The following is a 13,425-nucleotide window of genomic DNA, read 5'->3' on the forward strand; positions in this document are numbered from 1 at the left end:
AGTGCTCCTCTGTTCGAAACTTATTCTGAACTGACTATTCCATAACCTTTCCGGCGACCGGATCAAACGGTGTCGGGAACTCCCCGCGCGGCTTGATGTAGTCGTACGGTTCCCGCGCAAGGAAGCGGCCGAATCCCGCCTCGCACATGTCCTTGCCGTCCTGCCAGAGCACCGAGCCGCGGGCGATGGTCGCCGCCGGCCAGCCGGTGACTTCCATGCCCTCGTAGGGCGTGTAGTCGGTCGCGTGGTGCAGGATGTCCTGGGTGATCGTGGTCTTCTTCTCCGCGTCCCAGACCACGATATCGGCATCGGCGCCGACCGCGATCGCACCTTTCTGCGGATGCAGGCCGAAGAGCTTCGCCGCGTTGGTCGAGGTCACGGCGACGAAGTCCTGGAGGCTCAGACGGCCCTTCACCACGCCCTCGTGGAAGACGATCGGCATGCGGGTCTCGAGACCCGGCACGCCGTTGGCGATGCGGCTGAAGGGCGCGTTGTCACCGGCCCAGAACTTGCCGTCCGGATCGTTGATGTTGTAGGGCGCGTGGTCCGAGGTGACGTTGCCGAGCGTGCCGGACCTGACATAGTCCCAGAGCGCTTCCTGCTCCGCCTCGGTGCGCGGCGCGGGCGAGCAGAGATACTTCGCCCCTTCCCGCGCGTCGCGGTCGAGATCCTTCTCGGTCAGGACGAAATATTGCGGGCAGGTCTCGGCGAAGACCTTGAGGCCGCGCTGCTGCGCCCGGCGGATTTCCTCCGCCGCCTCGCCGCAGGTGACGTGGAAGATCTGGATCGGCTGGTCCATCAGTTCGGCCAGCGCGATCATCCGGTAGGTCGCCTCGCGCTCGACCAGCGCCGGCTTGCACCAGGAATGATACTTGGTGCCGTTCAGACCCGCCTCGAGCAGCTTCTCGGTCATGAACATGATCGCGTCGTGGTTCTCGGCATGGACGCAGACCAGCGCCTGGTTGCGCCGGGCGACCTCGAGGATGCGCAGGATCTGCCCGTCATCGACCCGATTGCTGGCATAGGTCATGAAGAGCTTGATCGAACGGTGGCCCTCGCCGATCAGCTTCGGCAAATCCTCGCCGACCACCGCGTCGTTCGGATCGTTGATGACGATGTGGAAGCTGTAGTCGATGCAGGCGCTCTTCGCCCGCTCGTGATAGGCGGCGACGCCGTCGGCGAGGCCGACGCCCTTCTGCTGCGGCGCAAAGCAGATCACCGAGGTGGTGCCGCCGCAGGCCGCCGGGCGGGGCGCGCTCTCGAAAGTCTCCGCGTTGCGCCCGCCGGGGCTGGAGGGCTGGTCGATATGGCAATGGCTGTCGACGCCGCCCGGCATCACCAGACGGCCGGAGGCGTCCACTTCCTTGGCACCGGCCCCGAGCTTCTCGCCGAGGGCGACGATGCGCCCGGCCTTCACGCCGATATCGCCCTTCACGATGTCCGAGGCGTTGACGACGGTGCCGCCGCGGACGACCAGATCATATTCGCTCATGTGCCCGCTCCTCAGTGCGCGTCAGGATAGCTCATCGGCGACAGCGTCTCGATCGGGCGCTGGGCCCAGTCGCGCTGGCGCACGGTCGACATGGTGATCTTCTGGTACTCGGTCATCTTCGCCGCCGCTTCCGCGACGTCGATGGTGACGACCTCTCCGTTATCGACGACGCGCTTTCCGTCGACATAGACATGTTTCACCGCGCGGTCACCGGCGGAATAGAGCAGGCTGCGCAGCGGATCGCGCACCGGCTGCATGTAGGCATGGTCGAGGTCGACCATCACGAGGTCCGCCTTGCAGCCGACCTCGAGCCGGCCGATATCGTCGCGGCCGAGGGTCTTGGCGCCGCCGATCGTCCCGGCGTCGAAGATCTCCTCGGTCGTCGCGTTGTTGTAGTCGCCCGACATGATGCGGCCGACGATCATCGCGACTTCGAGCTCGTGAATGAAATTGTGCGGGAAGGTGTCGGTGCCGAGGCCGAGCGGGATGCCCGCTTTCACGTAGCGGCCGACATGGTTGAGCGCGATGCCGCGGCGCCAGAAAACGGTCGGGCAATGCGCGACATTGGCGCCGGACTTCACCAGCAGATTGAAGTCGTCCGCCTGCGGCCAGTGCAGCCAGGGATGGTCATTGAGGAAGATGCAATGGCCGATGATCGTGGTCTCGTCGAGCACGCCGAGACTGTCGAGCCATTCGAGCGGCGTCAGACCGTGGCGATGGGTCATCTCGTTGAACTCGACCACGCTCTGCGCCGCATGGATCTGCATCTTGATGCCGCGCCGCTTCGCTTCCTCGTGCGAGGCCTTGATCAGCTCGGGCGTGCAGGTATCGATCTGCGACGGGCCCATCATGCCGGAGATCCGGCCGGACGGATGCCTGTCCGCTTCCTCGATGATCTCGATGGCGCGCTCCATCGCCTTCTCGCCCGCCTTCGTGTCCCAGTCATAGACCACCGAATGGCCGTTCTTGGTCGACCAGACGGCGTCCCGGTACATCGGGCAGAGCACGGCGCGGATGCCGGTCTCGGCCACGTCCTCGACCCAGGTATCGCGGGCGCCGGAGAGATCGGCGAAGGTGGTGACGCCGCTCTTCAGCATCTCGTGGATGGCGTAGCGGGTCGTATAGGGCGCAGCCTCCGGGAGAATGCGGAAGACCGGCATGTATTCGTAAAGACCGCTCTGGCCGAGCTTCGGACTACCCAGTTCTTCGTTCAGCCCCTTGTTGCCGGGTTCCGAGGTCGGGTGGTTGTGGATCGAGACGAAGCCCGGCATCACCATCATCCGGCTGCCGTCGACGGTTTCGTCCGCCGTGCCTTCGAAACCGGGGCCGACATGGATCAGCGTGCCGTCCCGGAAGGCGACGTCGGCATCGTGGAAGAAGCGGTGCCCGGCCGAGCCGCCGTTCTCTCCGGCCTGCCAACCGATGACCCAGGCCGCGTTCTTGATCAATGTGGTCTTCGACATGTCCTTGCTCTCTCTGTTCCGGGCCGGCTTCCGGCTCCGCTGTCCTTGATTCAGGCCGCCTCGCCCAGGCGGTCGTGCATGATGTCCCCGCCGACGATGGTGAGATCGGCGTTGGCCTCGAGGATCTCTTCCGGCTCGATCGAGAAGAGATCGCGGTCGAATACGGTGACGTCGCCGAGCTGTCCCGGCGCCAGCGTCCCCTTGATGTCCTCCTCGAAGGAGCCGTAGGCACCGCAATAACTGTAGCAATGCAGCGCCTCTTCAAGGCTGACCCGCTCGTCCGCGCCGAGCACCGTGCCGCGCTTGGTCTTGCGGGTGATCATCGAATAGATGTTCTGGAACGGATTGGTCGAGGAGACCGGCGCATCCGAACTCGCCGAGGGATGGACGCCCGCGTCGAGGAAGGAGCGCAGCGGATAGGCCTTGGCCGCGAGCTCCTCCCCCAGCACGTCGACATAGAGATCGCCGAACTCGTACATGAAGATCGCCTGCGGGGCCGGCAGCACGCCGATCCGCTTCATGCGGGCGAGCTGCTCCGGTGACAGGAAGCCGCAATGCTCGATCCGGTGCCGGCGGTTGCCCTGGCTCTCGACATCGTTGCCGATCGCCAGCTCGTAGGCGGTCAGGATCTGCTCGATCGCGCGGTCGCCGATGGCATGAGCCGCCACCTGGTAGCCGCGGTCGTGATAGTCCTTCACATAGTCGAAGAGCTGCCGGTCCTCGTAGATCATGATCCCGAGATTTTCCGGCTCGTTCAGATAGGGTTTGAACATCGCCGCGGTCTTGCCGCCAGCGCTGCCGTCCGTGAAGAGCTTCATCGGACCGACGCGGAGCCACTCGTCCCCGTCCCCGGTCATCAGGCCGAGATCAATCGCCCGGTCGGGCCAGCCGCTAGCACCGGCAAGCGGCATCAGATGCATGCGCAGACCGAAGCCGCCCTGGCGTTTCAGTTGCTGATAGGCGAGCCACTCGTCATAACCCTGGCGCAGCCCGACGCCCGGATCGGTGACGCTGGTAAAACCTAGGGAAAGATTGTGCCGTTGGCCGGCACGCACGCCCTCGGCCAGCGCGTCGATCGTGTGATCGCTCAGCACGGCGGTGATCTTCTCCTGCGCCCGCTCCTGCAGCAGACCGGTCAGTTTGCCGTTCTGGTTCTCGATATGGCCGCCCTCGGGCTGCGGCGTGGACTCGTCGATCCCGGCGAGGGTCAGCGCGGCACTGTTGGCGACGCCCATATGGCCGCAGGTCCGCTTCACATAGACCGGGTTGTTCGGCGCGACCTGGTCCAGTTCCTCCCGGAACGGATGACGCTTGGCATCGAGCTCGAAATGATCGTAGCCGCGGCCGAAGATCCACTCTCCGGGTTTCGCCTTGTCCGCGCGCGCCTTGATCTTGGCGAGCAGCGCCTGGAGCTGCGTGTCTTTCTTGCAATCCACTTCGGAGAGGCCGAGACCGACCATGAGCAGATGCTGGTGTGCGTCGTTCAATCCCGGGGCCGCGAGACGGCCGTTCAGATCAACGACCCTAGTTCCATCGCCGACCAACCCGTCCAGCTCGGCATCGGAACCGTGCGCGATAACCTTGCCGCCCCAGATCGCCACCGATTCGGCAAATCCGGCACCGCGGCCGAGAAACACATTGCCCCCGCGCAATACCAGATCCGCCTTCGCCGTAACCATATCGCAATGTCCTTTCGGTGATGGCCAGCCGAAACCGCAAGGACTGCGCGGCGGGCCTCAGGTGAGAGCCCAAGAGTGCGGCTGCGAAAGAGCTCTGTCAACGGCTCGCCCCGTGCCGTTTCATCCATTCACCGGTGCAACATCATCTAGGGGTCGAGTTGACACTAAAGCCAAGATATTGGATATTTTTCCGGCTATTGACCCGGGGTACGGCGCCCCTTTCAGGCGACGAAAAACACGATGCGGCTACTTTCCCGACGTCTTCTTCCCCTGGCCCTGATCGGCGTGCTTTCCGCATGCTCGTTCGAGATCCCCGACTTCGGCATTTTCAGCGCCGACGAGGCCCTGCCGGCGAAGGAACCGCTCGCCCAGCTGCCTCCGGCGCCGAAGCCGCTCTATCAACCTGGAGACACCTACGTTTTCAACGATGACGGCACTGTCGTGCAGGAACAGGTCGTCGGCGTCACCCCCGACCGCGTGACCTGGACGAACGATTCCGGGCTGATCTGGACGACCACGAACGAACTCGTCACGCCGCAACTGTCCTGGTCCTCGCATCCGGAACTCGGACGCGGCCGGCAGACCGTGATCGGCAATCCGGGAACCCTCTTCCCGCTGCAGGAAGGCAATATCGTCGCCTTCGGCATCCGCGGGAACAGCGAGAAGGTGCCGACGGGTTGGGAAGACGAGCTGCGCTGCGTGGTCGCCGGACAGGAAGACGTCACGGTTCCCGCCGGAACCTTCACCACCTTCCGGATCGACTGCAAGCGGAAGGATGTCGAAACCAGCCTCTATTACGCGCCCGTGGCCCAGAACTATGTGCTGCGCGAGCGGATCTTTTCGAACTCGCGTTCCCGCAAGGAACTGATGTCCGTCAACCTCGCGGACAACCGGACGGCCAGCATGCCGGTGACGGTCGAGCAGCCGACGCACAAGACCGACGTCGTCAATCCGAAGATCGCAGCAGCCGAGAAGATGCAGTCCGAAGCATCGATGGCCAAAACGGGAACCGACGACAGGATGGCCAAGGCCGAGGAGCATGGAGAGAGCATGCCTGCCATGGACGATACCCGTCTGGTAATGCTCATCTCCCGCCTCGAATCCGTCGTCTCCAAGCTGGAATCCATGACGGAAGACAAGGTGATGGCGCCGAAAGAGGCCTCCGGCGGAGAGAAGATGGAAAAACCCGAGACCGGCATGACCGCGCCGAGCGCGACCGGGAAATGGGGCATCCACCTCGAATCCTATCGTACCCAGAGCGGTGCCCGGCGCGGCTGGTCGGCCCTGCAGAAGCGCTACCCGGACGATCTCGGCGCGCTTGAGCTGAAGACCATCGAGTTCGATGCGGGCGACGGGCGCGGGACCTTCGTGCGTCTCGTCGGCGCGGCCTTCGAGACCCGAGCCGATGCGGGCAAGGCCTGCAGCGCTCTCAAGGCAAAACGTCAGTTCTGCCAGGCGGTGCGCATCGCGCGCTGACGCGAAGGCTTTCTTCTCGCAACGACGTTTGCCAACGCTCCGGGTACCGGCTAAGGAACGCGTGCGCCGACCGCGCTGCCCTTTTCAGGAAACATTCGTCATGAGCGATACTCGCGCGCCCGTAACCGCCGGGGATGGCGGCCTCAGCAATCCGGCGCTCGGTATCGGCCTCAGTGTCGTTGCGATCGCGATGTTCGCCACGATGGATGCGCTGGCGAAGTTCACGTCCGAGACGATCCGCGTCGAAATGGTGATCTGGGGCCGTTATTTCTTCCATTTCCTCGCCATGGTACTGATCCTTCCGGTCCTCGGAGTCCGGCGCGCCCTCAGGACAAACCAGACAAGCAAGGTGGCGATCCGAGGCCTTCTGCTGCTCGGCTCCACCTTCTGTTTCTTCACCGCGATTTCCCAGATCCCGCTCGCCGAAGCCAACGCGATCGGTTTCGTCGCGCCGCTGATCACCGTCGCTCTCTCCGCCTTCTTCCTGCGCGAGACGGTCGGCGTCCGGCGCTGGTCCGCCGTCGCCATCGGGTTCGGCGGCATGCTGGTGGTGCTCCGACCCGGCTTCCAGGAAGTCCACTGGGCTTATTTCCTGGTCCTGACGATGGCGACCATGTTCAGCGTCTTCGCCCTCCTGACGCGCGCGCTGAACCGCACCGAGGATCCGGTCGCCATGCTGTTTCATACCGCGCTGATCGGTACCGCCGGCGCCTGTCTGCTGGCCTTCTTCTACTGGGAAACGCCGACCCTGACGGAATGGCTTCTGCTGATGGTTATCGGGGTCATTGGCGGGGTTTCCCACCAAATCCTGATCTATGCCTACCGCTACGCGAGCGCCTCGATCCTCGCACCGTTCCAGTACACGATCATCGTCTGGTCGACATTCTACGGTTTCTTCCTGTTCGCGGATGTTCCGGACCTATGGACATTCCTCGGCGCCGGAGTGATTGTCGCCGCCGGTCTCTATGTCTGGGTGCGGGAGCGGCAGGTGAAGAAACAGCCGCCGACGCCGACCCCGATCAGACGCTGACCTCCCCTCTTCCGGAACGGAAACGACCATGACCGGCGTGAGCGACCATCGTCCCGCCCTTGCGATCTGCCTGATCATCGCCGGCTTCACCTGCTTCTCGACCATGGACATGCTGGTCAAGAGAAGCGGCGCCATGCTGCCGGTCGAACAGGTGACCTTCTTCCGCTACGCGGTGCATTTCGCCGTGCTTCTGGCGCTGACGCCGTTTCTCGGCCTGAAGACCATGCTGGGTGGACGACGGTTCGGCTTCCTCGCGCTCCGGGGCGGCTTCATGTTCGTCTCCACGATCCTCTTCTTCACCGCGATCACGCAGCTTCCGCTGGCCGAGGCGGCGGCGATCACCTTCATGGCGCCGATCATCACCGTCGGGCTCTCCGTGCTATTCCTGAAGGAGCAGGTCGGCATCAGGCGCTGGAGCGCTGTCGCGGTCGGCTTCGGGGGAATTCTGGTCATTCTCAGACCCGGCCTGCAGGAGCTCTCCCCCGCGCATTTCATGGTGCTGGCGACCGCCTTCTTCTTCTCGGTGTTCACACTGATGACGCGCCATGCCGGCACCGGAACACCGATCGCCGCGACCACCTTCCTGACCGGACTGACCGGGTTCGTCGGCTCGGCCTTTCTGCTGCCCGGGACCGGCCCTCTCCCGTCCGCCGAAAGCTGGCCGGTGCTTGCTGTCATCGGGTTGCTGGCGCTCTCGGCGGAGTGCCTGCTGATCCTCGGATATCGCTACGCCTTCGCGTCGCTGCTCGCGCCGTTTCAGTATGTGCAGATGCTCTGGGCGACTTTCTTCGGCTGGCTCGTCTTCGACACGCTTCCGGATCTCTGGACCTGTGCCGGCGCCGTTCTCGTGATCGGCGCCGGGCTTTATATCTGGCTCCGGGAAAGCCGGATCAGGCAGGATCCGCCGCTGGCTGCCGACGCCAGCGGACCGAGGTGAAGACCGTGAACATCGACAGGATCATGAACCCGGCGATGGCGTAGAACACCAGTTCCGGAGCGAACTCGTCGAGGACGAAGCCGAAGATCATCGGCGAGATGATGCCACCGATGCTGAAGCCGGTCGTCACGAAGCCGAAGACCTTGCCGTACTGCCCGTCCGGCGTGACCGAGCGGACAATCATGTCGCGCGACGGCATGATCATGCCGTGCATGATGCCCTGGGCCGTCAACGAGGCGAGCAGCAACGGCTCCGGCAGATCGACCGTCGCCACCATGGCGATCATCACTGCGGTCGTGAAGAAACAGATCGCGGCGACCACATTGTGATTGGAGGTCTTGTCGGCGAGGTAGCCGCCGAACAGGATGCCGATCGTGGTGCCGACGAGATACCCCGTCAGCGCGCCGGTCGCGATCGGGATCTCGGTGCCGTGCACGAGATTGAGCGCGGAGACCAGGAAGTTGTTCAGGCCGCCCGAGCCGAGCGCCGTCATGGTGTAGAAGCCGAGACACATCAGGATGGGAAACGAGAACAGAAGGGTGCGGCTGGACGCCGATGCTGCTGCCGGTTTCGCCGCGCTCTCTTCGGACTTCCGCTTGGTATGAAGGCTCCGGGCCGAAACCAGCAAGGCCGCCGCTGTCACCAATCCGGCGATGCCGCAGACAACAAGCGCGGAGCGCCAGCCCATCATCTCGCTGAGGAAAATGATCAGGGGCGGCGCCACCGCGAACCCGGCGAACCCGGCGAAGGTGTGCAGACTGAACGCGCGCCCCATCCGCGGCCCTGAAACCGAGGCGGAGAGGATCGCATAATCGGCCGGGTGATAGACCCCGTTCGCGACGCCGGCGACGGCCATCAGCGCCAGGAGCCCCCAGTACGTGTCGCCGAAGCCGATGAGAAGAAAGGCCAGCGCCTCGAGCGCCAGCCCGCCGATCAGGATCCAGCGGGCGCCGAACCGGTCGACGAGATAACCGAACGGAAGCTGTGTGCTCGCCGTCGCGGCGCTGAAGATCGTCATGATCAGGCCGAGTTCGAGGAAGCTGACGCCGAACTGCTCTCGCAATACCGGAAACAGCGGCGGCAACAGCAGGATATAGAAATGGCTGAAGAAATGCGCGACGCCGATCAGGCTGATGACCTTGACGTCGGAGAAGGCTCCCCCGGCGGACGGGACGGCTTGCGTATCGGCGGTCATCGGATGTCCTGGCACAAAAATCAGGAAAGTCGGACCGCAAAACTGGAACGCACGGAGAGAGAGGTCAAGCCCGGCCTCTCTCCCGATGCGGGATTACTGTTGTGCCGCGAGCCACCAGCGGGAGATGCGATTGCCTTTGTCGTCGGTGCTTTCGAACTCGTTGTTCTCAAGCAGACGAACACGAAGGCACCGCTCCTTCTCGCTGTCGAACGGCGTCAGGCAATAATGTTCCTTTGTCGGGCGCACGGTACCGGTTTCGTAAAACTCCTCGAAGCCGTTCTGCGCCGGCACATGCAGCGAGTAGACCTTGCGCTTCTCGAGCTTGAAGTAGAAGACCCGGTTCCCGTTGGTCAGCCAGCCGGAAATCAGCCGTCCGTCGGCAAGGGCGAGGAATCCCGGTCCGGTCATTCCACGCGGATCGTATGCGCCGGCGGGTTGCGGTGCCGCCGACAGGAAAACGGTCGCGACGGCAACGGCCAGCACGGACTTGGCGAAAACCTTGAGATCCACAGGAAAATCTCCATTTTTATTGTGCGGATTCTTCTTGAAATCACGGTAACAGAATCGCATCAACATCTGAACAAATTCTTTCAATCACTTGGTTTTCATGCATTTTGTCCAAAATGACGAAACAATCACAAGCAAAACCGTTGATTTCCGGTGTGATTTGGCCGGCTTTCATCGCCGTTTCCATTCTATGGATCGGTGCATTTGCCTGGCTGTTTCTCGATCGATGGTCTGAGGACCTCGCACCCGTCGAGCGAACCTACATGCTCCAGGAACAAACCTGCAAGGCCGCCTACAGGGAAACGGAGGCACGCGACCGCTGCATCCTGATCATGGAGCTCGATCGCTTCCAGAGCCGCAGCATCATGATCGCCAACCGTGTCCTTGCCTGCGCGAGCCTTCCCTTGATCGGTTTCGGCATTCTCGTCTATCTGGGACGCCGCCGAACCGGCAGGAAGGGACAGAGGACGTGACGCACGCGAAAACCGCCACCGGAGCGAGGGCATGGCAGCGCATGCTCAGCGGCCGCAGGCTCGACCTGCTCGACCCTTCCCCGCTCGACGTGGAGATCGAGGATATCGCGCACGGTCTCTCCCGGGTGGCGCGCTGGAACGGACAGACCGAGGGCCGCTGGCCCTATTCCGTCGCCGAACATTCGATCCTGGTCGAGAAACTGGTTCACAGGCTAGATCCCGACCTGGCGCTGAAATGGCGCCTGGCGACCTTGCTGCACGATGCCCCGGAATATGTCGTCGGCGACATGATCACCCCGTTCAAGGCAGTCATCGGCCCGGACTATAAAGAGGTCGAGAAGCGGCTCGAGGGCGCCGTGCATGTGAGGTTCGGCCTACCGGCGAAACTGCCCGCGGAGATCACCTCAAAGATCAAGCGCGCGGACAGGATCGCGGCTTACCTCGAAGCAACGCAACTCGCCGGATTCTCGAAACCCGAAGCGGATAAAATATTCGGAAAGCCGAAAACGGGCATGGACGTGATCATCGAGCCGATGTCGCCGACAGCGGCGAAACAGGCTTATCTCAAGCGATTTCGGATTCTGGGTGGATCGTCGCGCTGAAATCGACCGCCGGTATCAGCCGACATACGCCCGGGTGACACAACTGGATTCCCGGTTCCCGATCCTGCAATATCCGAAACTTAGACAGGGTGGCATAGATATTGTCGGTTCACCCGGGAGCGCGGAATGTTGGCGGAGAGCAGAGGTGGTGGTGCGCAGGATAAAAGGCGCAAGCTTTCGCCGATCCTGGACCAAATCATTTATGGACCGCCGAGCGTTACCTGGAACGTCCTCGGCATCACGCTCGATCAGGAACACGGACAGAAATTCTTCGAGATCCCGAGCCTCAACCGCGTCATCATTTTCAAGTACCCGAACTTCAAGGTCGAGGTCTCCGACAAGACCAAGATCGACTTCAGCGGCAAGGACGCCGCCCTCTCCGACGAGCGTCCGGTCGAGACCGCCATCTACATCCCGAACAACGAGGAATTCCCGCAGGACGGCGGCTATGCGGTCTATCTGCGTCAGAAGGATTCCGAGGAGCTGCTGCAGCGCTATGTCGGAATCGCGCACGGCGATATGACCGAGGCAATGACCCGCGACTTCAGACGCCTGTCTCTGATAGACGACCTGCCGTCGCTCGATCCCTTCCTACTGAAGGCCGCCCTCGAACGCGAAAAGCTCTCCTATAACCCCGCCTATCTGCAGATGAAGGAGGGCGAGGAAGAGAACATAAAATCAGTGATCCGCGACAAGGTGCGCCCGATCGTCAACAAGGCCCTCGGAGCGGACGAGACTGACAGCGCAAAGACAAAGCGTTTCATCGACGCGATCTGGGATCCGACGATCCCGGAAGCCGCCCTCTTCATCGAGGCTTTCAAGATCGACAACAAGGAAGTCGCGAACGTCTTCAGCGCCTGGAAGGGCGTCTCCTTCTATCAGTACCAGTTCGAGGAAAACAAACCGCAGATCGCCGAAGTCATCGGATGGATAAAATCCGAGCACTCGCTGCCAATAGATCACCGGGAGCACCGAGCTTTTCTCGAACAGCAAAAAATGTTCAAAGAGCGTGTACTGAAAAAGATTCTGAACGTGGTCGGGAACATTAACCAGATATTCAAGGATTTCGAATCATGCTACCGGAAGTTTATTGAAGAAGGGGACCCGGTCGCATTTCGGAACTTCCTGATCACATCGCACTACCGGTACTGGTTGCTTGGCTATTGCTGCACCTCATTGATGCACACCCGGAATATCTTCGACCGGGCGCGGAGCGAAAGCGTCAGGGGCGCGCTGAGGTTCGACCAGCTGAACGACATGCTCGCGAACATGGATGCAACCGTGAGCAGCAAGGCGGGCGGTGCTAAGGATTTGTGATTTTCCGAATCTCCTTGCCGCAAACCGTTAACATTCTGAAATTCCGTTGAAAACGCGATATTTTTCCGGCCAAATGCGGGCTGAAGAGACATTGGTCGCGCGAACGGCAGAACTGGGCAGACGGACCCCGAAAGTATGGCGAACCAATCAACCACAGCGACCCATTTCTGGCCCGCGAGCTTCGCCGAGCGGGGCGTGGCGGTCCCGTTCACCACGCCGAGCGTGGCCATGGCGCGTGTGCGGAACGGCGAGCGCGGACGCCTCGAGATGGTTATTTCAGGGCTCTCCGGCGGCCGTGGGGTCTATGTCATCGGCTGGAACGGCGTCCCGGAGACCTTCAAGCTGACGGTCTATGACCGCGTGCTGCACGAGAACATCGGCGATATAGAGACCGTCACACCCGATGCGGTGCGGGACGCGGTAATCCGCGCCTCGGTCACCGGTCTCGCCGGCGAGGATGCCGCGGCGGCCGCTTACCAGGCGTGCACCCGCTCCACGGAAGATCAGCTGCGTATCAGCCTCGCCCTCACCGGCCATGTGGTGAAGGCGGTGCTCGACACCGACCTCGATCTCAGCCTGGCGGCCCTCAGCCTTCCGGCGGGACAGCAGAAGGTGCAAGGCCTGCTTGGCCGCATTTCCCGGATGCTGAACGTCGCCCCCGATACGCTGTCCCAGGCGATGACCGAATGGGGCGACCTTCTGGAACTGCTCGGCGTCCCGCGGCATCAACCGGCCGGACGTTTGCGGAAGATCTTCGCGGACGCGGACCATTTCCGCAGCTCCTTCAAGGACTGGATGCGGACCAGCGAGTTGCCGGAGGACCATCCGGCCGGCCTGGTGATAGAGGTCCTCGAGGAAACCTACCTCTATTGGCAGGCCGCGTTCGACGATATCGACGCCTTCGCGAACAATCCTGCCGGAACGCTGCAGAACTGGCCGCGCCACAAGCTGGATCTCGAGCGGCTCAGCGCGCGTGTTCCCTGGCTCGAAGACGGCTGGCCGGTGATCTTCGCGATCTGGGAAAATGCCCTCCGCGCGGGCCGGGAGGAGCAACTGTCGGCAGTATCGACTATCCTGTCCGGACTGCCCCTGCTCCCGCGCGATGAAGTGGACAAGGACAGCCACGCCCGATGGCTGGATTTCGCGAAACGTCTCGGGCTGGCGGCATCCCGCAACGAGGTGCGCGGACAGAGCAATATCGACCTGCAGAGCATGCTCAGGCAGGAAAAGGTCCTGGCAAGGAGCTTCGGATAA

General features: G+C 62.6%; 12 protein-coding genes. 7 read left to right on the plus strand and 5 right to left on the minus strand.

Translation table 11 applies throughout. From position 1 onward, the window contains the following. Positions 1-34: 34 nt before the first annotated feature. From hydA to IG122_RS06020, 3 genes are read right to left on the minus strand one after another with little or no spacing between them, the layout of a single operon-like run. Complete coding sequence (hydA, locus tag IG122_RS06010; protein WP_193181427.1) at positions 35-1,492, minus strand: dihydropyrimidinase; 1,458 nt, start codon at positions 1,490-1,492, stop codon at positions 35-37. A gap of 11 nt (positions 1,493-1,503) precedes the next feature. Then, positions 1,504-2,955, minus strand: a complete 1,452-nt coding sequence (locus IG122_RS06015; protein ID WP_193181430.1) for an amidohydrolase family protein — start codon at positions 2,953-2,955, stop codon at positions 1,504-1,506. Between the two features lie 50 nt (positions 2,956-3,005). After that, positions 3,006-4,634: an amidohydrolase gene (locus IG122_RS06020; RefSeq protein WP_193181432.1), complete on the minus strand. Its 1,629-nt coding sequence runs from the start codon at positions 4,632-4,634 to the stop codon at positions 3,006-3,008. 240 nt (positions 4,635-4,874) lie between these two features. Here IG122_RS06020 and IG122_RS06025 point away from each other — a divergent pair, with 240 nt between their 5' ends. The 3 genes from IG122_RS06025 to IG122_RS06035 all read left to right on the plus strand — a co-directional run bounded on the left by IG122_RS06025 (position 4,875) and on the right by IG122_RS06035 (position 8,077). Next, a complete protein-coding gene (locus IG122_RS06025; protein WP_193181433.1) occupies positions 4,875-6,110 on the plus strand; it encodes an SPOR domain-containing protein in 1,236 nt (411 codons plus the stop codon). A gap of 100 nt (positions 6,111-6,210) precedes the next feature. Then, a complete protein-coding gene (locus IG122_RS06030) occupies positions 6,211-7,140 on the plus strand; it encodes a DMT family transporter (RefSeq protein ID WP_193181434.1) in 930 nt (309 codons plus the stop codon). Positions 7,141-7,168: 28 nt separating this feature from the next. Next, the gene (locus IG122_RS06035) at positions 7,169-8,077 is read left to right on the plus strand and encodes a DMT family transporter (RefSeq protein WP_193181435.1); all 909 of its coding nucleotides are present in this window, start codon (positions 7,169-7,171) and stop codon (positions 8,075-8,077) included. Here the strand turns inward: IG122_RS06035 and IG122_RS06040 are convergent. Next, positions 8,031-9,272, minus strand: coding sequence for an MFS transporter (locus IG122_RS06040; protein WP_193181436.1), 1,242 nt, complete (start codon positions 9,270-9,272; stop codon positions 8,031-8,033). The two genes, IG122_RS06035 and IG122_RS06040, sit on opposite strands and share 47 nt — an antisense overlap. 93 nt (positions 9,273-9,365) lie before the next feature. Continuing rightward, on the minus strand, positions 9,366-9,782 hold the full coding sequence (locus IG122_RS06045; RefSeq protein ID WP_193181437.1) for a hypothetical protein: 417 nt from the start codon (positions 9,780-9,782) through the stop codon (positions 9,366-9,368). Between the two features lie 113 nt (positions 9,783-9,895). On the opposite strand from IG122_RS06045, the gene IG122_RS06050 reads away from it, so the two are divergent. From IG122_RS06050 to IG122_RS06065, 4 genes are all read left to right on the plus strand, one after another. Continuing rightward, positions 9,896-10,252, plus strand: a complete 357-nt coding sequence (locus tag IG122_RS06050) for a hypothetical protein (protein ID WP_193181438.1) — start codon at positions 9,896-9,898, stop codon at positions 10,250-10,252. Further along, complete coding sequence (locus IG122_RS06055; protein ID WP_319024825.1) at positions 10,249-10,854, plus strand: HD family hydrolase; 606 nt, start codon at positions 10,249-10,251, stop codon at positions 10,852-10,854. Before IG122_RS06050 ends, IG122_RS06055 begins: the two co-directional genes overlap by 4 nt. Positions 10,855-10,980: 126 nt before the next feature. After that, complete coding sequence (locus IG122_RS06060) at positions 10,981-12,171, plus strand: hypothetical protein (RefSeq protein ID WP_193181439.1); 1,191 nt, start codon at positions 10,981-10,983, stop codon at positions 12,169-12,171. Between the two features lie 135 nt (positions 12,172-12,306). Further along, on the plus strand, positions 12,307-13,425 hold the full coding sequence (locus tag IG122_RS06065) for a hypothetical protein (protein WP_193181440.1): 1,119 nt from the start codon (positions 12,307-12,309) through the stop codon (positions 13,423-13,425).

The organism is Nisaea sediminum (assembly GCF_014904705.1).
Taxonomy (GTDB): Bacteria; Pseudomonadota; Alphaproteobacteria; order Thalassobaculales; family Thalassobaculaceae; genus Nisaea; species Nisaea sediminum.